We start from the raw sequence: 26,917 nt of genomic DNA, 5'->3' as shown, positions 1-26,917 counted from the left end.
CCGGTCTGCACCGCTTGCTGCGCCCTTGTTCCGAATCGGGGAGCAACGCGCTACGCGGTCACGGACTCCGCTGGCGGGATGTTGAGCCCGGCCTCACGCATTGCCGCCAGGCATTGCTCGTTGATGACCTCCAACTCTCGACAGAGCATGCGCAAGCCGGCGAGCACCAACTTGGCATCCTTGACTGCGCGATCGCCTGTAGTGGTGCGGCCAACGGCCAGCAGCGAACTCAGCGACATGGGCCACGATCGTGCTCTAACGATGCGCGCCGCGAGCGGATTACCGATCAGGTGAATTCGATCGATGACGTAATCGCGGACCGGAAGCTGAAGCGCTGCCACTCGGGCGATCCATTCTTGGCGCGATTCGATGCTGTTGGTGAGTCGAAGGGCAATGGTTCCGTCCTCGATGAACGCATCGAGTTCTGCCGCCACCCCCGTCGCCAACGCATAGGCCATGGAGACGGGCTGCGCCAGCTCGATCAGCAGCATCGAGCGCTCGACTTCCTGCTGTCTCCCCGCGCGCTCGTCGGCGCCGATGTGCAATTCCGCGACCTCGTTCTGCGTGCGGTTGGCTGCACGAGTCAGCCGCCAGACGAGGAAGCCGACGACACCAGCCACCACCACCCCAGCCCATTCCGCGACGTTTCCCCAGTCAACGGCAAGAGGACACAGATCCATGCGTGAGCGCCCCATCCTTTTCTCAGCCCCGATGGTGCGGGCCATCCTCGACGGCTGCAAGACGCAAACGCGCCGCGTCGTGAAGCTGCCCGAGGGGTTCGACTTCACAGCCGGTCGCGGCGAATCCTCGGATAACCCTGCCAACTGGGGCGGCGAAGACGAAGACGGCATGTGGTGGGCACTCGCTGCCGGCGACGGCGTCGACCAGGTGCTGCCCTGCCCGCTCGGTCAGCCTGGTGATCGCCTATGGGTGCGGGAGAACTGGCTGCCGGGATACAGCCACGACCCGGACCACGAAGGCGGGCCGAGGGTGTCGGTCATCTACAACGCCGACAAATCGGAACGCAATGTACAGGCGCCTTCGTATGAGCTGGCCGAGAAGTGGGACCGCGAATTCTCTGACGACGGTGACGCTCCGCCCCCTTTGCGTCCGAGCATCCACATGCCGCGCTGGGCAAGCCGTCTGGTGCTGGAAGTCACCGACGTGCGCGTCGAGCGACTGCAGGCGATCAGCGCAGCCGACTGTCTCGCGGAAGGCGCGGTCGGCGGTCACGGGGCCATCCCGAATTACGCCTACAACGCCACACCGCGCGAGCACTTCGAGCACATCTGGACCAGCACCGGCTGCGACTGGGCCGCGAATCCGTGGGTCTGGGTCGTCGGCTTCCGTATCGCGGAGGGTCCTACCAATGGCTGACGGCTCCCGCCAGATCGAGTTCAACATCCCGCGCCGCCCGCTGGTCTCCGCGCTGCTGGCGGGCGAGATCATCGTCGACCTGTTCGCCGGCGGCGGCGGTGCGTCCGAGGCACTGAAGCAGGCTCTCGGCCGCGACCCTGACATCGCCATCAACCACGACCGCCTGGCGATCGGCATGCACGCCGCCAACCACCCGCTCACGCGCCACCTGCGCGAGGACGTCTGGCAGGCAGATCCGCGCATCGAGACGTGGGGCCGGCCGGTCGGCTGGTTCCACGCCTCGCCGGACTGCACGCACTTCAGCCAGGCCAAGGGCGGGCAGCCGCGCGATCGCGCCACACGCTCGCTGTCGTGGGTGGTCCTGAAGTGGGCCGGCATGCTGGCGCGCGCCGGCAATGCGCCGCGCATCATCAGCCTGGAGAACGTGGAACAGATCCTGAAGTGGGGCCCTCTGGTTGCCAAGCGCGACAAGGCGACCGGCCGCGTGGTCACGCTGGAGAAAATTCCGGACCCAGCTACCGGCAAGCTGGTGCACCGCGTGGCCGCCGTTGGCGAGCAGGTGCCGCTGCGCAACCAATTCCTCACGCCCGACACCCGCCACGCCGGACGCACCTGGCGCCAGTTCGTCGCCGCGCTGCGCGGCCTGGGCTACACCGTGGAATGGCGCAAGCTAATCGCCAGCGACCACGGCGCTGGCACCAGCCGCAAGCGGCTCTTCCTCGTCGCCAGGCGCGACGGCGTGCCGGTCATGTGGCCCGCGCCCTCGCACGGCAAGGCGCCCGGCCTGCTGCCCTTGGTGACCGCTGCCGACTGCATCGACTGGTCGCTGCCCTGCCCATCCATCTTCACCCGCAAGAAGCCGCTCGCCGACAACACCCACCGCCGCATTGCGCGGGGCATCAAGCGCTTCGTGCTGGATGCGGAAGAGCCGTATATCGTTCCGGCTTCGGCACTCGGAGCGACCAATGAAGCACGTCACGTACATCGGCGGGATCTGGAACGGGCGAAGCGAGATCCTCACGGACGCACCCAACCTCATCGAGAAGTTGGTCGCGAACGAAACGGTGCATCGGTACCACAAGTTCTCGACGACGGGCGATTACGAGGGCTTTCTGACGCACCCGTCGACGATGCATGTGACCTATGTGCTCGAGGGGATGACGCGCCAGGAACTGGCAGAGGCCCTACAGCTGCGAGCGCACCCGGTCTTCGTGGAGTTGGAGCCCTAATCACCGAGCACGCCAACGCCTCGCGCTCGGCGACGTGGCGCGCTGACGAGCCGCTGCGCACCCAATGCGCGAACGTGAAGGGCGGGCATTTCGCGCTGATCGCGCCGACGCTGATCCAAGCAGCACACGGTGAAGGCAAGCCCGGCGGCGTCCAGCGCTGGGGCAGCGGCTGCAAGGCCGCTGACGACCCGCTGGGCGTGGTCACCGCGACCGCGAGCGGCGGCCATGCGGTTGCCGCCGCGCACCTGGTGAAGTTCCGCGGCGACAGCAGCGGCGTGGCCGCGAACGACCCGATGCCGACCATCACCAGCGGCGCCGGTGCCGCGCGCCCCGCTGGCGCTGCGCATGCGATGGGCGTTGCGGCCGCCACGCTGGTGCAAACCGGCTACGGCGAGCGCGAAGGCCAGGCGCCACGCGTCCCGCACCTGGACAAGCCGGTGGGAACGCTCGTCGACGGCGTGAAGCATGCTGTCGTCACCGCGTTCCTTGAGCAGGCAGCAGGCGGACCCAACAGCAACACCTCGCCTCCTCGTAGCGCCCGCGACCCGGTGTCCACGATCACGCAGTCCGGCAGCCAGCAACGCCTGGTCACGGCCAACATGGTGACGATGCGCGGCGACAACATCGGCGCCGAGGCGAACGACCCAGTGCGCACGATGTCCGCCGGCGGCGAGCACCATGCCGTCGTCGAATGCACGCTCTCGCCCGAGCACGAAGCCAGCGCCCTGCGCGTCGCCGCGTTCCTCGTGAAGTACTACGGCACCGCGCTGGGCGTCGACCTGCGCGACCCGCTCGACACCGTGACGACCCGCGATCGCTTGGCGCTGGTGACCGTCATGGTGCGCGGCACGCCCTACGTCATCGTCGACATCGGCCTGCGCATGCTCCGCCCGCACGAGCTCTACCGTGCGCAGGGCTTCCCCGCCGACTACATCATCGACCGCACCGCAGACGGCACGCCCATCACCACCACGGCCGCCGTGCGCATGGTCGGCAACTCCGTCAGCCCGCCCCCGCTGCGCGCGATCGCACTCGCGAACACCGCGCCGCAACAGATCGAAGAGGCACTCGCCGCATGAAGCCGCTCGACGCCCTCCCCCACGACGACACCTTCAGCCTGGAGCAAGCCGCGGAGTACTTGCACCTGGGCCGCGACGCGACACGCCAGCTGTTCGACACCGGCTCGCTGCCCGGCGTGTCGCTAAACCAGAAGCACCTGGTGTTCCGCCGCGCCGCGCTGGATACGTTCCTCGCGCGCATGGAGGCCGAGCAGACCAAGGCACGCGCGATCGCGCACCGAGCACGGATGGAAGCGGCCAACGACCCCGCTCCGCCCACCAAGCGACACGGCCGCAGTCTTCCCGACCTTACGGCCTACGAAACCGGCTCGAAGCGAGAGGCGGCACAGACAAGACGGGATTAGGTGTCGGCAAGCGTTGAGCGCAGGGCGTCTGCGATGTCGCGCCGGTTCATGGTGGAGTAGTGACCGTCTTGGTCCAACAATTCATAGTCCAGTGCGCCGCACCAGCGGTTGATGCGGCCATAACCAGGAGCACTCGGAAACGATCGCTTCCTCCCTGGCGCGCTGTGCTTTGCAAGGTTCATGCGAAACAGCACCACCATCATAAAGATCGGCTCCAATGTGGCCCACGCGTCTTCAATTTCATCACGGAAGACCGCGTCGTCTCGATAGCGCTCTAGCATGCGCCGCTGGAAGTCGAGCGATAAATTCAGATCGTCGTCGTTCGGCAGATCTGCGAGCTCTAGATCGATGCGACCGTTTTCGAATGGCACCTTCAAACCCTTCCGACGCTCCCGCCAAAGACGCAGCGCCTCGTAGAGCCCGAATATCCACATCTGAGACAAAGCCGACACAGCCATGGCAGACCCGCCCGGGGTCCGTTCAGTATCGAACAACTCCTTCGCCAGCGCGTACTCCATCGGCGTGATGATCGCATCGGCAATGCCAACGTTCATCGCCTGCATGCCCAACCACAGGTCGTCGCGAAAGATGGGGAGTGACCGGAGCCTCATAGTGATAACGCTGAAGTCGATCTCGGCCTGTGCCGCGTACTGAATGTCGCGCTCTGGGTAAAATTCGTCGTCCATGTTCACTCCAAGCGGTCCTCAACCTCTATGAGGCCACAATTCTGGTGCCTCACCACAGCCGCGCTGCCAGATCCGAGCCGCGCAGGTTCGCGTAGCGCTGCAGCTGCCGCAGATCCTTGTGCCCCGTGATCTTGGCGATCTGCAGGTCCGTCAGCGTCGTACGCTCGTAGAGCCGGGCGGTGGCCTCGTGGCGCAGGTCGTGGAAATGCAGGCCCTCGCACTGCGCAGCCTCGAATAGCCGCCCGAACTGCCGCGACAGCAGCGACGTCGTGCGCCGGCGCTCCTTCTCCGACTGCTCGCCCGACCACCACGGGAACACCAGCCCCGACTTGCGCTTGCCGATCTGCGCGCGCAGCACGCGCTCGGCCACGCTGGTCAACGGCACCTGTCGCTTGCTGCCGTTCTTCGTGCGATCGAGGAACACCGTGCGCTTGCCGAAGTCCACCTGCCCGACCTCGAGCGTGTACATCTCGCTGAGGCGCATCGCGCTCTCCAGCGCCAGGTCGAACAGAACCTGCAGCGCGCCGGCCTCCCGCAGCTCGAACGGCCGCTGGCGGCCCTCGGGCTTCTCGCCGGCCAGCAGCGCCCGGATGCGCAGCTCCTCGCCGTCCTGCAGCCGCCGGTCGCGCTCTTCGGTCGCCTTGGTCTCGCCGCCCGTGGCGGCCACCGACCGGCCATCGTCGGCGGTGTATTCCGCGTAGCCGCGGGGCAGCTGCCGCACCGGATTGAACGGCACCCGCTGCTGGCGCACCAGGTCATCGAGGAAGCGCGCGAACGCGCCCACGTGATGGCGGATGGTCGACGGCGCCAAGTTGTCCTCGCGCTTGAGGCGCGTCACCCAGGCGCGCACCCACTCGTAGTCCAGTTCCTTGAGCGCGAGCGCGGCCGGCAGGCGATCGCGCACGACGCGGATGTACCCCGCATCGGCCGGCGAGATTGGCGCATCCGACAGATAGGCCTGCAGATGCGTGCGCACGCGCTCGTCGCGCCTCGCTTCCTTCGGCGCCAGTTCCTCCGGCACGATCCCCCGCTCGAGCAGCTGCTCGACGCGCCGCACGTACGCGTCGCCCTCGGCCTCGCTGTCGAACGTGAGATACAGCGGCCGCGGCAGCACGCCGGCCTTGCGGATCCGGAACTCCCAGTTGCCATTGCCTCGCTGCCGTTTCGTCGCCATCCGCGCTCCCGTACACGGCCAACCGTGGCGTGTCCTTGTGGTGTGCCACCCGAAAACCGGTGGCAGGCGGGGCTTATCGTGCCGCAATCAGTGGATGACGGGCAAACAAAAGCCCGCTTGCGCGGGCTATGTGCTTGAAACCAATGGAGGCCTGGGTCGGAATCGAACCGGCGTACGCGGATTTGCAATCCGCTGCATGACCACTCTGCCACCAGGCCGGTGACGCTCCGGCCGTTCGATCGACGTGTCGAATCGACCTGCCGACAAAGCAGAACCCGCTGGATGGGTTCGCGGCTGAATCTGGAGCGGGAAAAGGGGCTCGAACCCTCGACCTCAACCTTGGCAAGGTTGCGCTCTACCAACTGAGCTATTCCCGCTTGGGAGGCGGAATTTTACCTTTCACCGACTGCGTGTCAACACTTGTTTTCTCGGCTGCGCGCATGATCGGCCACGCCGCGTGCAGATACGCGAGACCCGACCACAGCGTCAGCAGCGCGGCGATCGCGAGCAGCCAGTCGCCGATGATGAAGATCTCCCGGCCCAGCCACGGCAACGGCCGCGGCGGCTGGTCCGGGGTCACCGAGTACAGCAGGCACAGCAGCGCGACCATCTGCGCGATGGTCTTGAACTTGCCGATCGCCGCGACCTTCACCGTCGCCCGCTGGCCCAGTTCGGCCATCCACTCACGCAGCGCCGAGACCGCGATCTCGCGGCCCACGATCACCGATGCCCAGAACGCCATCCACGGCGTCGGGTGGCCCTGCACGATCAGGAACAGCGCGACCGCGACGATCAGCTTGTCGGCGACCGGATCGAGGAAGGCACCGAACGCGGAATACTGGTTGTAGCGGCGCGCGATCCAGCCATCCAGCCAGTCGGTGATCGACGCGAAGCCGAACACGAACGCGGTCGCGAAATTGGTCCATTGGAACGGCAGGTAGAACACCAGCACCATCACCGGGATCATCAGGATCCGCAGCAACGTCAGCCAGGTGGGAATCGTCAACTTCATGGGGGAATCAATCCTGTCGGCGGTCGGAACCGCCCGCATCCAACCCGTGTAGGGTCGCATAGATGCGTTGCGCCAGCGCCGCGTTGATGCCCTCGACCTGGGCGATCTGTTCGCTGCCGGCAGCCTTCAGCCCGCCGAGTCCGCCGAAATGCTTGAGCAGACTGGCGCGTCGCCGCGGCCCGATCCCGGGGATGTCCTCGAGCCGGCTGGTGTTGCGGGCCTTCTGCCGGCGCCCGCGGTGGCCGGTGATCGCGAAGCGGTGGGCCTCGTCGCGCACCTGCTGCACCAGCTGCAGGCCCGGCGACGCCGCCCCGGGCTTGAGTTCGCGCCCGTCCGGCAGCAGCAGCGTCTCGTCGCCCGGCTTGCGGGCCTCGCCCTTGGCCACGCCGACCAGGCAGATGCCGGTGATGCCCAGCGTGTCGAGCACCGATCGCGCCTGGCTCACCTGCCCCGCGCCGCCGTCGATCAGCAGCACGTCCGGCAGCACGCCATCCTCGTCGACGGCCTTGCGGAAACGCCGGGTCAGCGCCTGGTGCATCGCCGCGTAGTCGTCGCCCGGCTCGATGCCGGCGATGTTGTAGCGGCGGTACTGGCCGCGCACCGCGCCCTGCGCGTCGAACACGACGCACGAGGCGACCGTCGCCTCGCCCATCGTGTGGCTGATGTCGAAACACTCGATGCGCTGCGCGACCGCGGCCAGGCTCAGCAGGTCGCGCAGCGATTCAGCGCGCGCGGTCTGCGCCGCCTGGCTGCCGAGTTCGGTCGCGAGCGAGATCTCGGCGTTGCGCCGCGCCAGGTCCACGTAGCGCGCCCGGTCGCCGCGCACGCTGGTCTTGATCTGCACGCGGCGGCCGGCGGATTCGCTGAACGCCTGTTCCAGCAGTTCCAGGTCCTCGATCGCGCGGTCGAGCACGATCTCGCGCGGCGGCGTCTGCTCGGCGTAATGCTGGGACACGAACGCGGCCAGCACTTCGGCCGGATCGTCGCTGCCGTTGGTGCGCGGATGGAAGGCGCGCGTGCCGAGGTTGCGGCCGTCGCGGAACGCCAGCAGCAGCACGCAGGCGTGGGTTCCCTGCATCGCGCACGCCAGCACGTCGAGTTCGGCGACGTTGCCGTCGACGTACTGCCGCGCCTGCATGCTGCGCATGTTGCCGAGCAGGTCGCGCAGGCGCGCGGCGTCCTCGAAATCCAGGCGTTCGGCCGCCGCTTCCATGTCGCGCGTGACCTCGTCGGTCAGCGCGTCGCTGCGGCCGTCGAGGAACATCGAAGCGCGACGCACCGCATCGCCGTAGTCGCGCGCCGACACCAGACCGACGCACGGCGCCGTGCAGCGGCCGATCTGGTGCTGCAGGCAGGGCCGCGAGCGGTTGCGGAACACGCTGTCCTCGCAGTTGCGCAGCTTGAACAGCTTCTGCATCAGGTTCAGCGTCTCGCGCACCGCGGTCACGCCGGGATACGGCCCGAAGTAGCGGCCCGGCACGTTGCGCGGCCCGCGATGCACGGCGATCCGCGGCCAGGTGTCGCTGGTCACCAGCACGTAGGGATAACTCTTGTCGTCGCGCAGCGAGACGTTGTAGCGCGGCTTCAGCGACTTGATGAGCTGGTTTTCCAGCAGCAGCGCTTCGGCCTCGGTGCGGGTGACGGTGACTTCCATCCGCGCGATCTGCGCGATCATCGCCATCGTGCGCGTCGCCTTGGGCGTCGCGTTGAAATAGCTGGCGACGCGCTTGCGCAGATCGCCGGCCTTGCCGACATAGAGCACGGCGTCGTCGGCGGCCAGCATCCGGTAGACCCCCGGCGCGGTGCTCAGTCCGCTGACGAACGCCTTGCCATCGAATCCCGTGCCGCGACCGCCCACCTGTCGGGTCCCGGTCATTCGCCTATCGGGACGTGGCGCACGACACCGCTGACCGGGTCGAGGCGCAGCACCGCATGCGCGTCGGTATCGGCGATCCACACCGCATCGGCCGACACCGCCAGGCCACCCGGCGCATGCAGCCGCTGCGACAGTTCGAAGGTCGTGACTTCGCCGCCGCCGAGCCGCAACCGCCGCAGGGCGTCATTGCCGCTGTCGGCGATCCACAGCACCGGCGACGCCGGATCCAGCGCGATCGCCTGCGGCTGCTGCAACCGCGCCTCGGTGCGCGGGCCGTCGACCATGCCGAACTGCCAGGTGTCGACGCCCAGCAGGGTCGAGACCTGGCCCGTGCGCGCGTGCACGCTGCGGATCGCCGAGCCCGCGGCGTCGCAGACGTAGACCGTCTGCTGCACGCAGGCGAGCGCGACCGGCTCGGCGAAACTGGCGCTGTTCGCCGGCCCGTCGTTGACGCCGAGCGTGCCGTTGCCGGCCAGCAGCGAGACCGTCGAATTGCCGAGGTCGAGTTTCCAGATGCGGTTGTCGCCGGCGGTCGCGATGAAGAGCTTGTCGCCGTCGAGCACGACCGATCGCGGCTGGTCGAGCGCGATGTTGCGCGGATCCGCGATCGGGCCTTCCTGGGTGACGCCCGGGCGACCGGCGCCGCAGACGGTGGAGATGTCGCCGCTGCGCAGTTCGATGCGTCGCACCGCATGGTTGCCGGTATCGGCGACATAGAGCACATCGCGATCGACGTACAGGCCGTGCGGGCGCGTCAGCGCCGCCAGTTCCATCGGGCCGTCGATGAAGCCGGGGCTGCCGCTGCCGAACTGGCGCAATACGCGCCCGCCGGCATCGCATTCCAGCACCCGGTGGTGGCCGCTGTCGGCGATGTAGAGGAAGTTGCCCGCCAGCGCCAGGCCGGCCGGGAAGCGTAACGGCAGCGGCGGCTCGCCGCTGCGGCGCAGGCGCACCGGATCGGTGTTGATCAGCTGCGGCGTCAGCTCGCCCGCGAGCGCGGCGACGCGCGCGTCCAGGTCGCGGATGCCGCCCTCGCCGACGATGCGCTCGCGGATGTGGCCGTGGCCGTCGAGCAGCACGACCGTCGGCCAGGCCTCGATGCCGTACTGCTGCCACAAGGTCCAGTCGGCATCGTGCGCGACCGGGAATTCGTACTGCTGGCGATGCGCGCGCTTGGCGCTGCGGCGGGCATCGCGATCGGCGTCGAACCGCGGCACGTGGATGGCGACGACGTTGAGCCGCTCGCGGTGCCGGACCCGCAGATAGCCCAGGTCGGCGAGCCGTTGCTGCGACCAGGCCGACCCGAGATTCACGAACGCGAGCGCGCAGACTTTGCCGCGCAGCTGGGCCATGCGGAGCGGGTCGCTCAGGTTCAGCCATTCGAGGCTGGCCGGGAACTCCGGTGCGATCGCGGCGTCGGTCATCGCCGGATTATGCGGGATCGCGGGGCGCCGCGCCGCCCACCCGGGCGACGATCGCGGCGGCCGCCCGGTCCACCTGCTGCCAGACCGGTTCGAAGCCCGCAAGGTCGCCGGTATAGGGGTCCGGCACGTCCCCGCCGCCCTGCCCGGCCCAGTCCAGCAGCAACGCCACCTGCGCCGGCGCGTACGGCGGACGTCGCGACTCGACGATGCGGCGCGTGCTCGCGTCGGCGCACAACAGGACGTCGAACGCGTCGAAATCGCCATCGCACAGCGTGCGGGCACGCAGGTCGCCGATGTCGACGCCATGCGCGGCCGCGGTCGCGATGGCACGCGGGTCCGCCGAATCGCCGACGTGCCAGTCGCCGGTGCCGCAGGAATCGACCTCGATCCGGCGTTGCAGGCCGGCCGCGTCGATCCGCGCGCGCAATGCGCCTTCGGCCATCGGCGAGCGGCAGATGTTGCCCAGGCACACCACCAGCAGCCGCATCAGCGCGCCGGCCCCGCGCCGAGCCGCGCTTCGGCCCGCGCCAGATCCTCGGGCGTGTCGACGCCCGGCGGGAACGGCGACGGCGCGATGCCGACCGCGACGGCGTGGCCGGCTTCGAGCACGCGCAGCTGTTCCAGCAGTTCCAGCTGCTCCAGCGCGCCGGGCGGCATCGCGGCGAAGGCCTTGAGGAACGCGGTGCGGTAGCCGTAGATGCCGATGTGCCGCCACCACTGCCCGGCCGGCAGCCTGCTGCGGTCCATGGCGAAAGCGTCGCGCGGCCACGGCACCGGCGCGCGGCTGAAATACAGCGCATGGCCGGTCGCGTTGCGCACCACTTTCACCGCATTGGGATCGAGCAGCGTCTCGACCTCCTCGATCGCGGTCGCCAGCGTCGCCAGTGCGACGCCCGGCTGCCGCACCAGCGCGGCGACCGCCTGGATGCCGTCGATCGGCGCGAAGGGTTCGTCGCCCTGCAGATTGACGACGACGGTGTCGTCATCCCAGCCGGCGATCGCTGCGCATTCCGCCAAACGGTCGGTGCCCGAGGGATGCGCCGGCGACGTCATCGCGACCCGGACGTCGGTGCGCGCGAGCGCCGCCTCGACCCGGGCGTCATCGGTCGCGACCCAGACCTCGCGCGCGCCCGCCGCAAGCGCACGCCGGGCGACATGCAGCACCAGCGGTTCGCCGCCGAGCAGCTGCAAGGGCTTGCCGGGCAGGCGGGTGGACGCGTAACGCGCGGGGATGGCGACGACGAAATCGGAAGCGTGGGTCATGCCGTGGATTCTGGCATGCCGGGCGTTGCGCGCCGTTCGCGCGGCACGCCCGCCGCCGCCGACCGGTCAACGCAGGCGGTCGATCAGCGCGATCCAGAAGGCTTCGGGCAGCTGCGCCGTGATCGGCACGCTGTAGTGGCGCCGGTCGGCGAACGCCATGCACTTGACCGCGTCCTTCTCGGTCATCAACACCGGCAGGTCGCTGCCGAAGCGCAGGTCGTCGGCCGTGTAGCGGTGGTGATCGGCGAACGCATGCGGCACGACGGCGATGCCGGCGGCGCGCAGCATCGAGAAGAACCGCTCGGGATCGCCGATGCCCGCCACGGCATGCACCCGCTGGCCTGCGAACGCGGCGAGCGGCAGCGGGCGTCCGCCGAGCAGCGGCAGCACCTGCCCGGTCTCGAGGCGCATCGGCCATTCGCCGAAACCGGCCTCCAGGCCGCCATCGGTGCCGGTGTTGAGCACGCGGAAATCGCAGGCCGCGCTGCGCGATGCCGGCTCGCGCAGCGGCCCGGCCGGGATCAGGTGCCCATTGCCGTAGCGTCGCTTGCCGTCGATGACCTCGATCTCGAGATCGCGCCGCAGACGGTAGTGCTGCAGGCCGTCGTCGCAGACCACGATGTCGCAGCCGGCCGCGATCAGCGCATTGGCCGCCGCGACCCGGTCCGCGTCCACGCGCACCTTCGCGCCGGTGCGCACGGCGATCAGCACCGGTTCGTCGCCGCCGAGCTGCGGATCGGTGTCGGCCTCGACCCAGCGCGGCGTGCCGGCCTGGTCGCGCCCATAGCCGCGGCTGGCGACGCCCGGTGTCCAGCCGGCGCTGCGCAGGCGCTCGACGATGGCGATCGTCAACGGCGTCTTGCCGCTGCCACCGGCGATCAGGTTGCCGACGACGACGACCGGCCTGGCGACCTTGCGCGGTCGCAGGAATTTCAGGCGCAGCCGGGTCGCGGCGCCGTAGACCCGAGCCAGCACGCGCGCATGCGCCGGCGGCGTGCGGCCGTCGAACCAGTAGGCCGGCGGCTTCACGCCGGGCGGTCCCCGCCATCGCCGTCGCGGAACTGCATGCGGTGCAGGTGCGCGTACAGGCCGTCCTGGTCCAGCAGTTCCTGATGGGTGCCGTGTTCGACGAGCCGGCCCTGGTCGAGCACCAGCACCTGGTCGGCGTGTTCGATCGTCGACAGGCGATGGGCGATGACCAGCGTCGTGCGGTCCGGCATCAGATGTTCGAGTGCGTCCTGCACCAGACGCTCCGATTCGGTATCCAGCGCGGCCGTCGCCTCGTCGAGGATCAGGATCGGCGCGTCCTTGAGCATCGCGCGGGCGATCGCCAGGCGCTGGCGCTGGCCGCCCGACAGGCGTCCGCCGCGGCTGCCGATGCCGCTGTCGAGCCCGTCGGGAAGCTTCTCGACGAACTCCATCGCATTGGCGCCGCGGATCGCGTGGTCCAGCGCCTCCGGCGACGCGCCGGCCATCTCGCCGTAGGCCACGTTGGCGGCGATGGTGTCGTCGAACAGCATCACCTGCTGGCCCACCAGCGCGATCTGCCGGCGCACGTCGGCGATGCGGTAGTCATGCAGCGAATGGCCGTCGAGCAGGATCTCGCCGCTCTGGTAGTCGTAGAAGCGCGGGATCAGCTTGATCAGCGTCGACTTGCCGCTGCCGGAGCGGCCGATGATCGCGGTCACCGTGCCGGGCCGGGCGACGAAGCTGATGTCCTGCAGCGCCGGCGTGGGCTGGTCGGGGTAGCGCGCGGTGACACCACGGAATTCGATCTCGCCGCGGGCGCGCGTCAAGGCGCGCGTGCCGGTGTCGCGCTCGTCCGGCGCATCGAGGATCGTGAACAGACGCTCGGCCGAGGCGACGCCCCGCTGCAGCATGTTCTGCACGTTGGTCAGCTGCTTGAGCGCGGGAATGATCGCCATCATCGCCAGCATCAGCGAGAAGAAACCGCCGACGGTCAGGCGCCCCTGCGAGGATTCGTAACCGGCGATCACCAGCAGCAGCGCCAGGCCGATCGCGCCCATCAGCTGGACCACGCCCGAGGAGATCGCGCGCGTCGCCTCGACCTTGAGGTTCAGGCGCATGTGCCGGTCGGCGACCGCGGCGTAACGGTCGTGTTCCGCGCCCTGGGCGCCGTAGATCTTCACTTCCTGCTGGTTGCTCAGCGACTGGTCGGCGGTCTGCATCAGCGCCGCCGCGCTGTCCTGGATGTGATGGCTGACGCGGCGGTAGCGGCGCGCGACCTTGCCCATGATCCACGACAGCGGCGGCGCGATGACGAGGATCGTCAGCGTGACCTGCCAGCTGTGGTAGAGCATCACGATCAGCGACGCGATGATCTGCAGAGACTGCTGCAGCATCACCTTCGCCGCGTCGATCGCGGCCTGCGACACCTGGTCGCTGTCCGACCCCAGCCGCACAAGCATCGACGGCACCGGCTCGGCATCGAAACGCATGCCCGGCAGGCGCAGGTACTTGCCCAGTACCCGCACGCGCAGGTCACGCGCGATGCCGCGCCCGGATTTCGCCATGCTGTAGTCGGCGAGGTAGCCGGCGATGCCGCGCAGCACGAACAGGCCGACGATCGCCGCCGGCATCCACAGGCTGACGCCGGCATCGTCGACGACGAAGGTCTGGTCGATGATCGGCTGCATCATCGCCGTGAACAGGCCGCCGGCGGCCGCCTCCAGCAGCATGCCGACCAGGGCGACGCCGAGCAGGCCCCGGTACCCGCGCGCGAACTGCAGCAGGCGCCGGTAGATCGGCCAGGCACCGCCGCTGCCGGGTTCGGCGACTGCGTCCTGCGCTGCGCTCACGGCGCCGGCACCGGCACGGTCGCGGGCGTGGCGGCGGTCTGCGGCGCGGTGGCGTTGGCGATGCGGGTGAAGCCCAGCTGGCCCAGCGCATCGTAGGCGGTGACGACCGCCTGCCACGGCGTGCGCGCATCCGCGCGCAGCAGCACGGTGCGGTCGCGGTCGTCGCCCGCGACCTCGGCCAGCGTGCGCTTCAGCGATTCCACATCGGTGCGCAGCGCTTCGCGGTCGTCGACGAAATAGCGGCCGTCGGCGTTGATCAGCAGGCTCAGGGTGCCGTTGGGCGCCTCGTGCGGCTCGCCGTTGGCCTGCGGCAGTTCCAGCTTCAGCACCGAGCGCGCATCGAAGGTCGTGGTGATGACGAAGAAGATGATCAGCACCAGGATCACGTCGATCAGCGGCACCAGGTTGAGCTCCGGGTTGTCCTCGGCCCGGCGGTCGCGGATGCGCATGCTCAGCCCTGCGCCGGCGCGGCGACCGGGCGGCGGTTGCGCGGATCGATCACGTCCATCAGCGCGATCGCCTCGTGCTCCATCGCGACGATGTAGCCGTCCACGCGCGCCTTGAAATGGCGGTGGAACATCAGTGCCGGGATCGCGACGATCATGCCGGCCGCGGCGCAGACCAGCGCCTTGCCGATGCCGCCGGCCAGCTGGTTGACGTCGCCGACGCCGTGGTCCATGACGCCGAGGAACATCTGGATCATGCCGACCACGGTGCCGAACAGGCCCAGCAGCGGACCGGCCGCGGCGATCGTGCCGAGCGCGTTGAGGTAGCGTTCCATGCGATGGGCGACGTGGCGACCGACGTCCTCGACGCGCTCGCGGATTTCCTCGCGCGGCCGGCCCCGCACGTCGAGCGCGGCGGCCAGCAGGGCGCCCAGCGGCGAAGTGCCGCGCAGCGATTCGATGTGCGCCGGATCGAGCGTGCCGCGCGCGGCCCAGGCGCGGACCTCGGGGCCGAGGCCCGGCGGCAGCACCGAGGTGCGGCGCAGCGCCCAGAAGCGTTCGACGATGATCGCCAGCGCGAGCGCCGACAGCAGCAGGAGCGGGAGCATCGGCCAGCCGCCGGCCTTCACCAGTTCGAACACGCAATCCCCTTGGGCCAGCGGCCGTCTCAATCCGGCCGATAGGATAGCGTAGCGTTCCCGTCGATCTCAGCTGCCGGCGCCGGCGTGCGTCGGGCCGCATCCCAGAGCCGGCGATGGGTGTCGCGCCGGCCTTCGACCACGACGCCATCGCGCGTGATCCGGATCCGCAAGGCGCCCTGCCCTGCGGTCTCGGGCACCTCGGCGCCGCCCCGGCGCCAGCGCGTGACGGCACCGGCCTGGGGATGGCCGAACCGGTTCTGGTGGCCGGCCGACATCACCGCGTGGTCGGCGTCCACCGCCGCGACGAAGGCCGGATCGGACGAGCCTTCGCTGCCGTGATGCGCGGCGACGACGACATCGGCGCGCAGCCGCCGCGCGTTGCGGTGCACCAGCAGCCGCTCGACCACGGCGTCGACGTCGCCGGGCAGCAGGGCGACGCCCGACGCGCTCTCGACCCGCAGCACGCAGCTCGACGGATTGCGGAACGCCGGAAAATGCAGATCCGGGTGCAGGAAGCGGAAGGTCACGCCGTCCGCGTGCCAGTGCCCGCCGAGCAGACAGGGCACGCTGCCCGCCACGTCGTCATGGCGCGGCGCGAACACCACCGGGGCGGCGAAGCGCCGCTGCACCGCCGCGTAGCCGCCGACGTGATCGGCGTCCGCATGGCTGATGACGATGGCGTCCAGCCGGCGCACGCCCAGCGCATGCAGCGCGGGCACGACGACGCGTTCGCCGGCATCGTAACCATCCGGGACCGCGGGCCCGGCGTCGTAGAGCACCGCGTGTCGTGCCGTCCGCACCAGCACTGACAGACCCTGACCGACATCGAGCACCACCAGTTCGACCTCGCCCGCACGCGGCAGTTGCCGGTCCGGCCACAGCAGGGGCAACCACAGCAGGGCCGCCAGCCAGCGACCGGGCACGCCGCGCGGCAGCAGCAGCCAGAACGCGGCCAGCAGGGCCAGCGGCAGCGCGAACCAGCTCGGCTCTGGCAACCACCACAGCGCGAACGGGCTTGCGGCCAGCCACTCGAACAGCGGCCAGCTGGCGTCGAAGGCCCGCGCCGCGAGTTGCCACGCCCACGCGCCCGCGCCGCGGTGGACGGCCTCGAGTCCGGTGCCGACCAGCGACAGCGGCACCACCACGAGGCTCCACCACGGGATCGCGACCAGGTTCGCGACCGGTCCCGCCAGCGACGCCTGCCCGAACAGCACCACCGTCAGCGGCAGCAGCCCCAGTGTCGCGACCCACTGCGAGGCCAGCAGCCCGCGCCACCACGCCTGCCCGTGCGCGTCCGGCAGGCACCACACCAGCCAGGCGACGCCGGCGAAGCTCAGCCAGAAGCCGGCGGACAGCACCGACATCGGATCGACCAGCACGACCGCGACCGCCGCGTACGCCAGCGAATCCGCGATCCGCAGCTGTCGCCGCGCCAGGCGCATGACCACCACGACCGCGATCATCAGCACCGTGCGTACGGTCGGCAGTTCCCAGCCGGCGACCGCGGCATAGCCGGTGGCGCCGAGCAGCGCGACGATCGCCGCGGCCTGCGGCCGGGGCACGCGGCGCCCGAACCCCGGCAGCAGCCACCACAGCGCCGAGGCCACCAGAGCGAAGAACGCGCCGACGATGCCGACGTGGAAACCCGAGATCGCGATCAGATGGGTCAGGCCGGTCGCACGCAGCGCCTCCCAGTCTTCGTCGGTCAGCTGCCGCGTGTCGCCGATCGCCAGCGCACGCACATAACGCGCCGCCTCGTGATCGACGCTGGCCTCGATCCGCGTCGCCATGACGTCGCGCCAGGCGTCGATGCCGGTGCCGGCCGCCGTCCGCGCCAGCGCCTCGTGGCTGCGCAGATACCCGACCGCGGCGATGCGCTGGGCCATCGCGTGCTTTTCGCTGTCGAACCACCCCGGGTTGCGCAGGCCGCGTGGCGCGCGCACCCGCGCGGTGAACGTCCAGTGGCTGCCCGCGGTCAGGTCGAAGCGGCGCGGATCGACGCCTTCGCGCCCGTCGTACCAGGCCAGCCGCAACAGGCGCCCGCGCAAGGGCGCGGGATTCGCCGCATCCCCGTCGACCCGGAACATAAAACGCGTCTGCTGGGCCTCGTGTCGCGGCAGCTGGACCACCTGCCCGCGCAGCGCGACATCGGCGCGCTGCAGGGACGGCGGCAACTGCAGGGACAAGGCGTGCGCGGCGTGCAGACCGCACAGCGCCAGGCCCACGAGCGCCGCGCCGACGACGCGCGCCGCCGACCGCGGTCGCCACCAGAGCGCGAGGCCCAGCAGCAGGAGCAGACCCGACCCCAACGGCGGCAACAGCCCGGGCAGACGCAGGCACGCCGCCGCGCCCGCGACCAGCGCAGCCGCGGTCGCCAGGCCCGCTGCGGGTACGGGCGCCGCTGTTGCTTCTTTCGTTCGCGTCATCGCACGCATCGTCCGCTGCGTCCCAGGCCCCTGCAGCATGGGGACGACCCGCCGCCGCACGCATCGCCGCACGCCACCCGCGCGGGTAGGAACTTGCCCCGCGGTGGGACGCGGGCAGCGCGTCGCCCGATGCAGCGGCGGCTGCGCACAGGACGACGCCGCGCAGGCACTACACTGCCGGCCGGCTTGCAGCGCGAACGCCCATACCTGCGCTGGAGCCCGCACATCACGCCCGTGCGCTTCCCACGCGCCTATCCCGGTCGACCGACACATGCCCGCAGCCGTCCGCAGTTTTCCGCCGATCGTCGCCGACGGTGCGCGCGTGCTGATCCTCGGCAGCATGCCGGGCGAGGCGTCGCTGGCCGCCGGTCGTTACTACGCGCATCCGCGCAATCTGTTCTGGCCGATTCTGGGCGCGCTGACCGGCGCCGGGCCGGAGGATGCCTACGGGATGCGCGTCGCCCGCCTGCAGCAGGCGGGCATCGCGCTGTGGGACGTGATCGCCGAATGCGTGCGTCCCGGCAGCCTGGATGCGCGCATCCGCGCAGGCAGCGTCGTGCTCAATCCGCTGCCGGCGTTCCTCGCCCGGCATCCGTCGATCACCCTGGTCTGCTGCAACGGCGCGACGGCGGACACGCTGTTCCGCCGGCACGTGTTGCCGCAGCTCGCGACGCCGCCGACCTGCGTGCGCCTGCCGTCGACGAGCCCTGCGCACGCGGCGCTCGGACTGGCGGCGAAACGCGACGCCTGGCAGGCCGCGATCACGCCCCATCTCGACTGATCCACGCCCGGACGTCGCGCCCCGCCGCGCTCGGCGACCGACACGCTCGCGCGCAACGATTCGTCCCGCCGGCACGGCGCGTCGACGCGCGGACCGGTGGCATGCTGACCGCCCGACTTCGCGAGGCGCACCGCCATGACGACGCTCATCCCGCCCCGGGTCCACGATCTCGGCGGCTTCCAGGTCCGCCGCGCGGTGCCGACCCTGCAGGCACGCAGCGTGGGACCCTTCGTCTTCGTCGACCACATGGGGCCGGCGGTGTTCGAACGCGGCCACGGCATCGACGTGCGTCCGCATCCGCATATCGGGCTGGCGACGGTGACGTTCCTGTGGTCCGGCACGATCCACCACCGCGACTCGCTCGGTTCGCAGCAGGACATCACCGCCGGCGACGTCAACTGGATGACCGCCGGGCGCGGCATCGCCCATTCGGAACGCACGCCACTCGCGTTGCGCGAAGGCGAGCATCCGCTGCACGGCATGCAGACCTGGGTCGCGTTGCCGAAGGCGCACGAGGAAACGGCGCCGGAATTCCACCACCATGCGGCGCGCACGCTGCCGCAGTTCGAACGCGCTGGCGCGCGCATCCGCGTGATCGCCGGGCGCGGGTTCGGGGAGGAATCGCCGGTGCGTGTCTTCGCCGACACCTTGAACGTCGCGCTGGATCTGGTGCCCGACGCCGCGCTCACGCTGCCGCCTTCGCACGCCGAGCGCGCGCTCTACGTGCTGGAGGGCGCGGCCCAGCTCGATGGCGCCGACATTCCGGAGCGCCACCTCGCGGTGCTCGATCCGGGATCGCCCGCCGTGCTGCGCGCCAGGACGCCGCTGAAGGCGATGCTGTTCGGCGGCGAGCCGCTCGACGGGCCACGGCACCTGTGGTGGAACTTCGTCTCCTCGTCGAAGGAGCGCATCGAACAGGCCAAGCAGGACTGGCGCGCCGGCGCCTTCGGCCGCGTGCCGGGCGAAGACAGCGTCATTCCGCTCCCGGATCGGTGACGTCGATCACAGTCGCTGGCGCACTGCAGCAAGTTTCTGCGGTATGGTCGGAAGCGTGTTCGACAGGGGGAACTGCAATGCGACTGTCTCGATGGCTGCCGGCTTCCGGCGTCCTGCTGCTGTGCCTGTGCGCCACCGCGGCCGCCCAGTCCAGCGCGCAATGTCCGACGCTGCCGGCGGGGACCCGGCTGCAATGGCACGTCGTCGACGGGCCTGATTTCGTGTTCTGCCGCGCGGTCGATTCTTCGACCGGCCAGCAGCGTTTCGCGGTGTCGATCGGTCGCGATGCGCAGTTCAAGCCGCGTCGCAACAACCGGATCGGCAACGAGGTCTCGATCGACGGCAACGCGGTCTACTGGTACGAAGGCGACGTGGCGTTCTCGCCCGACATGCTGATCCGCGAGACGCTGCTGGAACTCGATTCCGGCGCGCATGCGCACATCATCGTGCGCGCCAGCGACGAGACCCAGCTCGGCGACACGTTGCAGGACGTGCAGGGCCTGCGGTTCTCGGGCACCCAGCTCGGCGCCAAGTAAGACCGCGAACGCCGGACGCGGTCCGCGCGTCCGGCGCCGTCCGGACTCAGAAGCGGCCTTCCTGGAAATCCACGAAGGCCTGCAGCAGTTCCTCGCGCGTGTTCATGACGAACGGTCCGTGTCGCGCGACCGGCTCGCGCAGCGGACGCCCCGCGACGACGATCAGGCGCGCACCGCCCTCGCCCGCGGTCAGCTGCAGCCGCTGCCCGCCCCCGAGCACCGCGAGTTCCTGCGTGGCCACGGGCCGCGCGGCATCGCCGGCGCCGACCGTGACGCCCCCCTCGTAGACGTAGGCGAACGCGTTGTGACCCTCGGGCAGGGGCAGCGTCCACTGCGCGTCGGCATCGAGCGCGATGTCGAGATACAGCGGCTCGGTCGCGGGCTGCACGATCGGCCCGGCCACGCCGTCCACGTGCCCGGCGATGAGCTTCACCGAGACGCCCGCCGCCGGCGTCACGACCGGCAGTGCCTCGGGCGCGAACTCCTGGTACTTCGGCGCACCCATCTTGTCGCGCGCCGGCAGGTTGACCCACAGCTGGAAGCCGCGCATGCGGCCCGCTTCCTGTTCGGGCATTTCCGAATGCACCAGCCCGCGGCCCGCGGTCATCCACTGCACGCTGCCCGGCACCAGCAGGCCTTCGTTGCCGTGGTTGTCGCGGTGGCGCATGCGCCCGTCGAGCATGTAGGTCACGGTCTCGAAGCCGCGATGCGGGTGATCGGGAAAGCCGGCGAGATAGTCCTCGGCGCGGTCGGTGCCGAATTCGTCGAGCATCAGGAACGGATCCAGGTCCGGCAGCTGCGGCGTGCCGATGACGCGGGTCAGCTTGACGCCCGCGCCGTCGCTGGCGGGCATGCCGCGGATCGTGCGGGTGACGCGGGCTTCGGTCGGGGCGGTCATCTCGGACTCCGGCTGCAGGATGCCCAGCAACATGCGGCCCACGCGCCGGTTCGCCAAGCCGACCGGCGGAACGGAAGGTTGTGCCGGCGCGACAGTGCGGCATCGGGGTGGCGTCCATGCGCTGGTTGCCGCCGCCCCGCGCTTGCCGTGCCCGCGTGCGCGCGACCTGTGGTTGCACGTCGGCAGACCGCGGGCGACGCGACGCCATGGCCGGTATCCGCTGTTCCACGGCGCGCACCGCGTCCTAGAATCGGGCGCATGTCCCGCCTTCTCGTCTTCCAGCATGTCGCCGCCGAACCGCTCGGCACGCTCGATCCGTTGATCCGCCAGCGCGGCCACCGCATCCGCTTCGTCAACTTCGAGCGCGAGCCCGAGGCGCAGCCCAGCGTGGACCGCTATCGCGGCCTGGTCGTGCTGGGCGGGCCGATGAACGTCGAGGACCAGCATGCGCGGCCGCATCTGCGCACCGAGCTGCGCGCGATCGAACGGATGCTGCAGCAGGGCAAGCCGGTGCTCGGCATCTGTCTCGGCGCGCAGCTGCTCGCGCATGTGCTCGGTGCACCGGTGCGGCGCATCGAGCGGCCGGAGATCGGCTGGTACCGGCTGCAGACGACGCCGGCCGGGCGCGAGGATCCCGTACTCGCACCGCTGGGCGACGATGCGCGGGTGTTCCAGTGGCACGGCCGGCATTTCCAGGTGCCCGACAGCGCGGTCCATCTCGCCCGCACCGAGGCGTGCGAGCAGCAGGCCTTCCGCTGGGGCGACAACGCCTACGGCTTCCAGTTCCATCTGGAAATGGACGCGCCGCTGATCGAGCGCTGGCTGGCCAACCCCGCCTATCGCGACGAACTGGCCGGCGCCGGATTGCCGCACGATGCGGCGGCGATCCGCGCCCAGACCGGGGACCACATCGCGACGATGCAGACGCAGGCCGACCGGGTCTTCAACAACTTCCTCGATCTCGTCGGGCGTCCGGAAAAACGCTACGTGCTGCCGTCGCGGGAATTCGTCTGAGCGGACCGCGCGGTCACGGCGACGGTAGGTCGATGTCCGGGAGCGACACCTCGGGCACGCGCACGTCCGGCCCCAGCACGTAGAACAGCTCGCCGAGTGTCGGCCAGCCGAAATGCGGCGCCAGCCACCAGTACGCGGCGACGACGATCAGCACCGTCACGATCAGCCGCAGCACGACGCCGGCGACCTTGAACGCCAGCCAGATGCCGAGGATCACCAGGACGAAGCCGAGCCAGCTCATGCGGCATCCGCCGTGTCGGCGTCGTGCAGCGGGCGCAAGGCCGGGTCCAGCGCGATGCGTCCGTCGAACACGAAACAGCGCCCGTCGTAGCCTGCGCCGCCGACCGCCTCGAAGTAGCCGAGGATGCCGCCGTCGAGTTGCAGCACGTTGTCCATGCCGTCGGCCCGCATCCACAGCGCCGCCTTTTCGCAGCGGATGCCGCCGGTGCAGAAGCTGACGACGGTCGCGTCGCGCAGGCCCTCGCGGTGCGGCGCGAGCGCGTCGGGCAGTTCGGTGAAATTGTCGATCGGCAGCGTCAGCGCGCCTTCGAAGGTGCCGTAACCGACTTCCTCGCGGTTGCGCGTATCCAGCAGCACCAGCCGCCGACCGGCATCGTCGTGGCCCTGTCGCAGCCAGCGCGCGAGGTCCGCCGGCGCGACCGCGGGCGCACGCGCCGGCGCCTGCAGCGGCATCGCCTCGTGACGGCGGAAGCTGATGATCTCCGGCTTCACCTTCACCTTGAGGCGTGCGAACGGCTGCACCGCGCTACGGCTGCGCTTGACCTGCAAGGTCGCGAAACGCGCATCGGCGCGCAGCATCGCGACGAACCCGTCGATCGCGTCCGCATCGCCGGCCAGGAAGACGTTGAGGCCTTCCGGCGCCACCAGCACCGTGCCGCGCAGGCCGTCGGCCCCGGCGCGCGCGCGCAGCCGGTCGGCGAGCGCGTCGGGCGCGTCGATGGCGACGAAGTGGTAGGCGGCGATGTTGACGATCATGCGACGCATGTTACGCGGTGCACGGCGCGGTCGCGGCTGAACGGCCGCGCTGGCCAGCGCCAGGCGACGACGGCGAACCCCGCGATCAACCGCTCCGGCCCGGGCCTGTCCGCGCGATCGCGACACCGCCGCAACGCGGACCGGCGCGAGACCGCCGGTCCGACGCCGTCATTCGGCCTCGTGGTAATCGCGGACGAAGCGGTCGAACAGGCGCACGCCGAAGCCGGTCGCACCCGACGGCGTGGTCGCCGTGCCGGTCGACTCGTTCCACGCCATGCCGGCGATGTCGAGATGCGCCCAGGCCTGGCCGGGCTCGATCCATTCGCCGATGAAATGTGCCGCAGTGCCCGACCCGGGCCGGCCGCCACCGTTGCGCATGTCGGCGATCGGCGACTCCAGCATCTTGCCGTAGGCCGGCAGCATCGGCATGCGCCAGACCGGTTCGCCGGCGGCGGTGCCGGCCGCGATCAACTGCGTGGCGAGGGCGTCGTCGCGTGTGAACAGGCCGCCGAAATCGTTGCCCAGCGCGGTGACGATGGCGCCGGTCAGTGTGGCGATATCGACGATGACCTTCGGCTTGTCCTGGCGCTGCACGTACCAGAGCGCGTCGACCAGGACCATGCGGCCTTCGGCGTCGGTGCTCAGGATCTCGTAGGTCTTGCCCGATGCCGTTCGGATGACGTCGCCCGGCCGCGCGGCCGTGCCCGAGGGCATGTTCTCCGCCAGCGCCGCGACGGCGACGGCGTTGACCGGCGCGCGGCGCCCGGCGAGTGCGAGCACCGCGCCGGTGGCGGACGCGGCGCCGGTCATGTCGTACTTCATCCGCCACAGGCCGTCGCTGGGCTTGATCGAGATGCCACCGGTATCGAAGGTGATGCCCTTGCCGACGAACGCGACCGGCGCGTCCCCGCGCGTGCCGCCGTTGTAGCGCACGAGCATGAGCCGCGGCGGACGCGCGCTGCCCTGGCCCACCGCGAGCAGGCTGCCCATGCCGAGGCGCTCCATCGCCGGCACGTCCAGCACTTCGATGCTGACGTTGGGCATCCCCTCGAACGCCGCGCGCGTGCGCGCGACGAATTCTTCCGGCCAGACCGCGTTCGCGGGCTCGGTGACGAGATCGCGTGCGAACCACACCGCGTCGGCCACCGGCTTCCAGTCCGCGTCCCAGGCATCGCCCGCGGACGCGCCCGCCTGCGTACGGATCACCAGTTCGCCTTCGCCGGTCGCCGCGGCGTCGCCGCCGGTCGTTCGGTACTTGCGGAACCGGTACTGGCCGATGGCCGCGCCGAAGGCCAGATGCGAGGCCGCCGCGGTATCGGCGCCGTCCCACAGCACGTCGATGCGCGGCGCCTTGCTACCGGCGGCGAACTGGCCGATGCGGCCACCGACATCCTCGAGCACGCGCGGCGTCGGGGCTTCGCTGCCCACGCCGACCAGCAGCACCCGGTCGAACGTGCCGACACCCGGCAGATCGAGCTGGCTGTCGGCCTTGCCGGTGAATTCGGCGGCGGTCGCGGCGCGGGTCAGCGCTCCGTTGCTGGCGGCGTCGACCTGCGCGAACGCGGGCCCGCGTTCGACGCCTTCGCGCACCGCGATGGCGAGCGTGCCGCCGGTCGGCGGCTGCAGGGCATCGAAGCGGATCTCACGCTGGGCCGCGGCCGGCAACACGGCGCAGACGAGGACGGAAGCCAGCAGCAGGCGCTGCAGCGGACGGGTGGCGATCATGCGGTCTCCAGACAGACGAACGGACCCGGCAGGTCGCGCCGGGTGTTGGACCTTAACAATTCGCGGCCGGGTTGCGCCACGGCCGGAGACGACCACACGGCGTGGCGGCACATGGTCCGGGCGCGCGTATCGGATCGCCGATGGACGACGCCAGCCACGCCTCGGGTCGCCCGATGGGCGACGCCGGGCACGCCGCCCCGCGATCGGTGTCGACGGTCAGTCGTCGGATCCGGCCGCCGTCTTCGACGGCGTGCCCGCTGCGACGTGCTTTGCGGCCCACATGTTGTCGACGAGGTTGGGATAGCGACGCCCCGCGTCGTCGGCGCGCTGCCTGGCGGCCGCCTTCTGCGCGTCGCTCAACGGCGTGCGCGCGGATTTCGACTTGGGATTCTTCCGCTTCCACGGTGGCGTGTCGCGCGTGGCATGCGGCGGGCTCGGTCGTTCGGACATCGGCAATGCTCGACAGGAATCCGGTCTGGTTGTCCGCCCCCGCCGTCGCCGGAGTGCGCGTACGGCGGTAACGGACAGGACGGCAACGCTAGTGGCCGATGCGTTGCGCGGAAGTGAGCGGAGCGCACCACGGGTGGCGACACAGCGTTGCGCGCGGGCGCATTCACCGGCGCGGACGGCCGCTCAGCGCGACAGCAGCCAACCCGGCAATGCCATGAGGCCCAACAGGAAGCCGATCGCGACGACGATCAGCACCACGCGCATCGGATTCGCACGCACGATGTCGCCGAAGGTCTCGGCGGTGCCATCGCGTTGCGCCTGCGCGTGTTCCGCGCGCGCGGTCGCCTCGCGATCGCGCTGGTAGTCGGCCATCAGCCGCTTGGCCTCGGGCAGGTCGTCGTTGTTGCGCAGCCAGATGCCACCGTGCGAGATCCCGAACGGACTGGGATTGGTCTGGTACCAGTCGAGGCCGGCCGCATCGAGAAACGCGCGCACGTCGGCGGCCTCGTCCTCGGGCACGTAGCGCAGGTTGAGCAGCAGTTTCGCCATGGCGCGGATGATACCGCGCCGCCGTGGCCCGCTTCAGCGCTTGGTGGTGATCGCGCGCCGCAGGTTGTGCCGCGCCGGCGCATCGAGGCGCGCATGGAAGCCGTCGTCGAGATAGATGCGCTCACGCGCGAGCAACTGCTTGAGGAACTTCCGCCGGTTGAGCGTGAACAGCCAACGCGGCACGTGCCGGTACTCCGCGGCGATACCGCGATCGTAGGCGTCGAAGACCGCAGCCGGCGCACCGAGGATCGCCATGTCGCAGTCGAGGAAGCGCCGGGTGTCGTCGTCGCGTGGCGTACGACCGAAATCGCCAGGTGCCAGCGCGCCGTGCCGCGCGGTCAGTGCGATCAGTTCGACGACCCGCGCCACGTCGACGCCGGCCTGCGGCATCCACTGCGCGATCGCGTCCGCCGCCAGCTGCGCCGAGCGCGCCTCGTTGTCCTGGCGGCGCGCGTCGTAGATCGCGTCGTGATAGAGGATCGCCAGTGTCACCTCGACCGGTTGCGTCCAGCCGGTGTCGGCCGCGACGACCGCGAATTCCTGCAGCAGCGCATCGACGTGCGCGAGGTTGTGGTAGACGCGCGGCGGCGTGGCGTAGGCGGCCTCCAGCGCGGCGCGCATCGGCGCGGGCAGCGCCGGCGGTGCATCGGGCAAGACCATCGCTCAGCCGCCCTGCCAGGGACGCACGACGAGCAGCGCGCCGATGCACACCAGCACCGCGCCGGCGAGGCGCGTGGCATCCACGGGCCGCGCCTGCGCCAGCACGCCGAAATGGTCGAGCAGCAGCGAGCCCGTCAGCTGGCCGAACACGATCAGGCAGATCAGGCCCGCCGCGCCCAGCCGCGGCACCAGCAGCGTGCCGCAGAACACGAATACCGCGCCAATGATCCCGCCGAGCCACAGCCACGGCGGCAATGCGAGCAGGCTGCGGCCACCGGGCCACACCGGACGCGACGCCAGCAGCGCGGCGCCGAGCACGAGGGTGCCGACCAGGAACGAAACGAACGACGCGAACAGGGCGCCCTGGGTCATCGCCCCGAGCCGCGCATTGAGCAGCGCCTGCAGCGGCAGCAGCATGCCGACCAGCGCGGCGGTGACGACGCTCAGACCGAGCCAGGCATTCATGTCCACTCCCTGCGTTGCATCCGCCCGCAGTCTAAGGCGTCGCCGCCCGTG

General features: G+C 70.4%; 28 protein-coding genes and 2 tRNA genes. 7 read left to right on the top strand and 23 right to left on the bottom strand.

The window, feature by feature from the left end; translation table 11 throughout:
* Nucleotides 1-50: 50 nt before the first annotated feature.
* Complete coding sequence (locus tag CJ022_RS12485; RefSeq protein ID WP_101926974.1) at nucleotides 51-680, bottom strand: hypothetical protein; 630 nt, start codon at nucleotides 678-680, stop codon at nucleotides 51-53.
* Between CJ022_RS12485 and CJ022_RS12480 the strand changes: the two genes are divergently transcribed.
* The 3 genes from CJ022_RS12480 to CJ022_RS12470 are packed head-to-tail and all read left to right on the top strand — an operon-like array spanning nucleotide 679 to nucleotide 4,029.
* Entirely contained in the window at nucleotides 679-1,377 is a 699-nt protein-coding gene (locus CJ022_RS12480; RefSeq protein WP_101926973.1) for a hypothetical protein, read from the top strand. The genes CJ022_RS12485 and CJ022_RS12480 overlap by 2 nt on opposite strands.
* Complete coding sequence (locus CJ022_RS12475) at nucleotides 1,370-3,685, top strand: DNA cytosine methyltransferase (protein ID WP_101926972.1); 2,316 nt, start codon at nucleotides 1,370-1,372, stop codon at nucleotides 3,683-3,685. The genes CJ022_RS12480 and CJ022_RS12475 overlap by 8 nt, the downstream gene beginning before the upstream one ends.
* On the top strand, nucleotides 3,682-4,029 hold the full coding sequence (locus tag CJ022_RS12470; RefSeq protein WP_101926971.1) for a helix-turn-helix domain-containing protein: 348 nt from the start codon (nucleotides 3,682-3,684) through the stop codon (nucleotides 4,027-4,029). The genes CJ022_RS12475 and CJ022_RS12470 overlap by 4 nt, the downstream gene beginning before the upstream one ends.
* On the opposite strand, the gene CJ022_RS12465 is transcribed toward CJ022_RS12470, so the two are convergent.
* The 14 genes from CJ022_RS12465 to CJ022_RS12400 form a co-directional block, all read right to left on the bottom strand.
* Entirely contained in the window at nucleotides 4,026-4,715 is a 690-nt protein-coding gene (locus CJ022_RS12465) for a hypothetical protein (protein WP_143703960.1), read from the bottom strand. The two genes, CJ022_RS12470 and CJ022_RS12465, sit on opposite strands and share 4 nt — an antisense overlap.
* Nucleotides 4,716-4,764: 49 nt before the next feature.
* Nucleotides 4,765-5,889: a site-specific integrase gene (locus CJ022_RS12460; protein WP_101926969.1), complete on the bottom strand. Its 1,125-nt coding sequence runs from the start codon at nucleotides 5,887-5,889 to the stop codon at nucleotides 4,765-4,767.
* Between the two features lie 144 nt (nucleotides 5,890-6,033).
* Nucleotides 6,034-6,107 (bottom strand) — tRNA-Cys (locus tag CJ022_RS12455).
* A gap of 83 nt (nucleotides 6,108-6,190) precedes the next feature.
* Nucleotides 6,191-6,266: transfer RNA gene (locus CJ022_RS12450), tRNA-Gly, on the bottom strand.
* The gene (gene pgsA, locus CJ022_RS12445; protein ID WP_101926968.1) at nucleotides 6,257-6,901 is read right to left on the bottom strand and encodes a CDP-diacylglycerol--glycerol-3-phosphate 3-phosphatidyltransferase; all 645 of its coding nucleotides are present in this window, start codon (nucleotides 6,899-6,901) and stop codon (nucleotides 6,257-6,259) included. The genes CJ022_RS12450 and pgsA overlap by 10 nt, the downstream gene beginning before the upstream one ends.
* 7 nt (nucleotides 6,902-6,908) lie before the next feature.
* Nucleotides 6,909-8,777 carry an excinuclease ABC subunit UvrC gene (gene uvrC, locus CJ022_RS12440; RefSeq protein ID WP_101926967.1) on the bottom strand — a complete coding sequence of 623 codons (1,869 nt, stop codon included), beginning with the start codon at nucleotides 8,775-8,777 and terminating at the stop codon, nucleotides 6,909-6,911.
* Nucleotides 8,774-10,201, bottom strand: coding sequence for a thioredoxin-like domain-containing protein (locus CJ022_RS12435; RefSeq protein WP_101926966.1), 1,428 nt, complete (start codon nucleotides 10,199-10,201; stop codon nucleotides 8,774-8,776). The genes uvrC and CJ022_RS12435 overlap by 4 nt, the downstream gene beginning before the upstream one ends.
* Before the next feature lie 7 nt (nucleotides 10,202-10,208).
* Nucleotides 10,209-10,688, bottom strand: coding sequence for a low molecular weight protein-tyrosine-phosphatase (locus CJ022_RS12430; RefSeq protein ID WP_101926965.1), 480 nt, complete (start codon nucleotides 10,686-10,688; stop codon nucleotides 10,209-10,211).
* Entirely contained in the window at nucleotides 10,688-11,464 is a 777-nt protein-coding gene (kdsB, locus tag CJ022_RS12425; protein ID WP_101926964.1) for a 3-deoxy-manno-octulosonate cytidylyltransferase, read from the bottom strand. Before kdsB ends, CJ022_RS12430 begins: the two co-directional genes overlap by 1 nt.
* Nucleotides 11,465-11,530: 66 nt before the next feature.
* A complete protein-coding gene (gene lpxK / locus CJ022_RS12420; RefSeq protein ID WP_101926963.1) occupies nucleotides 11,531-12,493 on the bottom strand; it encodes a tetraacyldisaccharide 4'-kinase in 963 nt (320 codons plus the stop codon).
* On the bottom strand, nucleotides 12,490-14,283 hold the full coding sequence (gene msbA, locus CJ022_RS12415; RefSeq protein ID WP_233198752.1) for a lipid A export permease/ATP-binding protein MsbA: 1,794 nt from the start codon (nucleotides 14,281-14,283) through the stop codon (nucleotides 12,490-12,492). Before msbA ends, lpxK begins: the two co-directional genes overlap by 4 nt.
* Nucleotides 14,280-14,732 (bottom strand): ExbD/TolR family protein, encoded by a 453-nt coding sequence (locus CJ022_RS12410; RefSeq protein ID WP_101926962.1) that lies wholly within the window; start codon nucleotides 14,730-14,732, stop codon nucleotides 14,280-14,282. The genes msbA and CJ022_RS12410 overlap by 4 nt, the downstream gene beginning before the upstream one ends.
* Before the next feature lie 2 nt (nucleotides 14,733-14,734).
* On the bottom strand, nucleotides 14,735-15,370 hold the full coding sequence (locus CJ022_RS12405) for a MotA/TolQ/ExbB proton channel family protein (RefSeq protein ID WP_101926961.1): 636 nt from the start codon (nucleotides 15,368-15,370) through the stop codon (nucleotides 14,735-14,737).
* A 26-nt stretch (nucleotides 15,371-15,396) separates the two neighbouring features.
* Nucleotides 15,397-17,796: a DNA internalization-related competence protein ComEC/Rec2 gene (locus tag CJ022_RS12400; RefSeq protein ID WP_233198751.1), complete on the bottom strand. Its 2,400-nt coding sequence runs from the start codon at nucleotides 17,794-17,796 to the stop codon at nucleotides 15,397-15,399.
* A gap of 271 nt (nucleotides 17,797-18,067) precedes the next feature.
* Here CJ022_RS12400 and CJ022_RS12395 point away from each other — a divergent pair, with 271 nt between their 5' ends.
* From CJ022_RS12395 to CJ022_RS12385, 3 genes are all read left to right on the top strand, one after another.
* Entirely contained in the window at nucleotides 18,068-18,577 is a 510-nt protein-coding gene (locus CJ022_RS12395; RefSeq protein ID WP_101926959.1) for a DNA-deoxyinosine glycosylase, read from the top strand.
* A 135-nt stretch (nucleotides 18,578-18,712) separates the two neighbouring features.
* A complete protein-coding gene (locus tag CJ022_RS12390; protein WP_101926958.1) occupies nucleotides 18,713-19,573 on the top strand; it encodes a pirin family protein in 861 nt (286 codons plus the stop codon).
* A 77-nt stretch (nucleotides 19,574-19,650) separates the two neighbouring features.
* Nucleotides 19,651-20,109: a hypothetical protein gene (locus tag CJ022_RS12385; RefSeq protein WP_101926957.1), complete on the top strand. Its 459-nt coding sequence runs from the start codon at nucleotides 19,651-19,653 to the stop codon at nucleotides 20,107-20,109.
* 46 nt (nucleotides 20,110-20,155) lie between these two features.
* Here the strand turns inward: CJ022_RS12385 and CJ022_RS12380 are convergent, their stop codons facing one another.
* Entirely contained in the window at nucleotides 20,156-21,007 is an 852-nt protein-coding gene (locus CJ022_RS12380; RefSeq protein ID WP_101927134.1) for a pirin family protein, read from the bottom strand.
* 258 nt (nucleotides 21,008-21,265) lie between these two features.
* Between CJ022_RS12380 and CJ022_RS12375 the strand changes: the two genes are divergently transcribed.
* Complete coding sequence (locus CJ022_RS12375) at nucleotides 21,266-22,021, top strand: glutamine amidotransferase-related protein (protein WP_101926956.1); 756 nt, start codon at nucleotides 21,266-21,268, stop codon at nucleotides 22,019-22,021.
* 13 nt (nucleotides 22,022-22,034) lie between these two features.
* Here CJ022_RS12375 and CJ022_RS17095 read toward each other — a convergent pair whose 3' ends face one another.
* The 7 genes from CJ022_RS17095 to CJ022_RS12340 all read right to left on the bottom strand — a co-directional run bounded on the left by CJ022_RS17095 (nucleotide 22,035) and on the right by CJ022_RS12340 (nucleotide 26,866).
* Nucleotides 22,035-22,262, bottom strand: coding sequence for a hypothetical protein (locus CJ022_RS17095; protein WP_158238413.1), 228 nt, complete (start codon nucleotides 22,260-22,262; stop codon nucleotides 22,035-22,037).
* The gene (locus CJ022_RS12365) at nucleotides 22,259-23,017 is read right to left on the bottom strand and encodes a sulfurtransferase (protein WP_101926955.1); all 759 of its coding nucleotides are present in this window, start codon (nucleotides 23,015-23,017) and stop codon (nucleotides 22,259-22,261) included. Before CJ022_RS12365 ends, CJ022_RS17095 begins: the two co-directional genes overlap by 4 nt.
* 168 nt (nucleotides 23,018-23,185) lie before the next feature.
* A complete protein-coding gene (locus tag CJ022_RS12360; RefSeq protein ID WP_101926954.1) occupies nucleotides 23,186-24,742 on the bottom strand; it encodes a leucyl aminopeptidase in 1,557 nt (518 codons plus the stop codon).
* A gap of 216 nt (nucleotides 24,743-24,958) precedes the next feature.
* Nucleotides 24,959-25,192 (bottom strand): hypothetical protein, encoded by a 234-nt coding sequence (locus CJ022_RS12355; RefSeq protein ID WP_101926953.1) that lies wholly within the window; start codon nucleotides 25,190-25,192, stop codon nucleotides 24,959-24,961.
* A gap of 183 nt (nucleotides 25,193-25,375) precedes the next feature.
* Nucleotides 25,376-25,741 carry a DUF6164 family protein gene (locus tag CJ022_RS12350; RefSeq protein ID WP_101926952.1) on the bottom strand — a complete coding sequence of 122 codons (366 nt, stop codon included), beginning with the start codon at nucleotides 25,739-25,741 and terminating at the stop codon, nucleotides 25,376-25,378.
* A 33-nt stretch (nucleotides 25,742-25,774) separates the two neighbouring features.
* Entirely contained in the window at nucleotides 25,775-26,401 is a 627-nt protein-coding gene (locus CJ022_RS12345; protein ID WP_101926951.1) for an HD domain-containing protein, read from the bottom strand.
* 3 nt (nucleotides 26,402-26,404) lie between these two features.
* The gene (locus tag CJ022_RS12340) at nucleotides 26,405-26,866 is read right to left on the bottom strand and encodes a DMT family transporter (RefSeq protein ID WP_101926950.1); all 462 of its coding nucleotides are present in this window, start codon (nucleotides 26,864-26,866) and stop codon (nucleotides 26,405-26,407) included.
* Nucleotides 26,867-26,917: the final 51 nt, after the last annotated feature.

Origin of the sequence: Luteimonas rhizosphaerae (assembly GCF_002849595.1) — a bacterium.
Lineage (GTDB): Bacteria > Pseudomonadota > Gammaproteobacteria > Xanthomonadales > Xanthomonadaceae > Luteimonas > Luteimonas cellulosilyticus.
Note: the sequence above shows the minus strand (reverse complement) of the source record. Positions and strands in the feature narration are given on the sequence as shown.

Bases quoted from the DNA above. Each gene is read 5' to 3' on its own strand.
- CJ022_RS12435 (WP_101926966.1), bottom strand. From the start codon at position 10,201: ATGACCGACGCCGCGATCGCACCGGAGTTCCCGGCCAGCCTCGAATGG.
- CJ022_RS12375 (WP_101926956.1), top strand. From the start codon at position 21,266: ATGTCCCGCCTTCTCGTCTTCCAGCATGTCGCCGCCGAACCGCTCGGC.
- CJ022_RS12470 (WP_101926971.1), top strand. From the start codon at position 3,682: ATGAAGCCGCTCGACGCCCTCCCCCACGACGACACCTTCAGCCTGGAG.
- CJ022_RS17095 (WP_158238413.1), bottom strand. From the start codon at position 22,262: ATGAGCTGGCTCGGCTTCGTCCTGGTGATCCTCGGCATCTGGCTGGCG.
- CJ022_RS12400 (WP_233198751.1), bottom strand. From the start codon at position 17,796: ATGACGCGAACGAAAGAAGCAACAGCGGCGCCCGTACCCGCAGCGGGC.
- CJ022_RS12460 (WP_101926969.1), bottom strand. From the start codon at position 5,889: ATGGCGACGAAACGGCAGCGAGGCAATGGCAACTGGGAGTTCCGGATC.
- CJ022_RS12475 (WP_101926972.1), top strand. From the start codon at position 1,370: ATGGCTGACGGCTCCCGCCAGATCGAGTTCAACATCCCGCGCCGCCCG.
- CJ022_RS12345 (WP_101926951.1), bottom strand. From the start codon at position 26,401: ATGGTCTTGCCCGATGCACCGCCGGCGCTGCCCGCGCCGATGCGCGCC.
- CJ022_RS12430 (WP_101926965.1), bottom strand. From the start codon at position 10,688: ATGCGGCTGCTGGTGGTGTGCCTGGGCAACATCTGCCGCTCGCCGATG.
- CJ022_RS12340 (WP_101926950.1), bottom strand. From the start codon at position 26,866: ATGAATGCCTGGCTCGGTCTGAGCGTCGTCACCGCCGCGCTGGTCGGC.
- CJ022_RS12485 (WP_101926974.1), bottom strand. From the start codon at position 680: ATGGATCTGTGTCCTCTTGCCGTTGACTGGGGAAACGTCGCGGAATGG.
- CJ022_RS12355 (WP_101926953.1), bottom strand. From the start codon at position 25,192: ATGTCCGAACGACCGAGCCCGCCGCATGCCACGCGCGACACGCCACCG.
- CJ022_RS12410 (WP_101926962.1), bottom strand. From the start codon at position 14,732: ATGCGCATCCGCGACCGCCGGGCCGAGGACAACCCGGAGCTCAACCTG.
- pgsA (WP_101926968.1), bottom strand. From the start codon at position 6,901: ATGAAGTTGACGATTCCCACCTGGCTGACGTTGCTGCGGATCCTGATG.
- kdsB (WP_101926964.1), bottom strand. From the start codon at position 11,464: ATGACCCACGCTTCCGATTTCGTCGTCGCCATCCCCGCGCGTTACGCG.
- CJ022_RS12480 (WP_101926973.1), top strand. From the start codon at position 679: ATGCGTGAGCGCCCCATCCTTTTCTCAGCCCCGATGGTGCGGGCCATC.
- CJ022_RS12380 (WP_101927134.1), bottom strand. From the start codon at position 21,007: ATGACCGCCCCGACCGAAGCCCGCGTCACCCGCACGATCCGCGGCATG.
- uvrC (WP_101926967.1), bottom strand. From the start codon at position 8,777: ATGACCGGGACCCGACAGGTGGGCGGTCGCGGCACGGGATTCGATGGC.
- CJ022_RS12350 (WP_101926952.1), bottom strand. From the start codon at position 25,741: ATGGCGAAACTGCTGCTCAACCTGCGCTACGTGCCCGAGGACGAGGCC.
- CJ022_RS12395 (WP_101926959.1), top strand. From the start codon at position 18,068: ATGCCCGCAGCCGTCCGCAGTTTTCCGCCGATCGTCGCCGACGGTGCG.
- CJ022_RS12390 (WP_101926958.1), top strand. From the start codon at position 18,713: ATGACGACGCTCATCCCGCCCCGGGTCCACGATCTCGGCGGCTTCCAG.
- CJ022_RS12360 (WP_101926954.1), bottom strand. From the start codon at position 24,742: ATGATCGCCACCCGTCCGCTGCAGCGCCTGCTGCTGGCTTCCGTCCTC.
- CJ022_RS12365 (WP_101926955.1), bottom strand. From the start codon at position 23,017: ATGATCGTCAACATCGCCGCCTACCACTTCGTCGCCATCGACGCGCCC.
- CJ022_RS12465 (WP_143703960.1), bottom strand. From the start codon at position 4,715: ATGGACGACGAATTTTACCCAGAGCGCGACATTCAGTACGCGGCACAG.
- CJ022_RS12385 (WP_101926957.1), top strand. From the start codon at position 19,651: ATGCGACTGTCTCGATGGCTGCCGGCTTCCGGCGTCCTGCTGCTGTGC.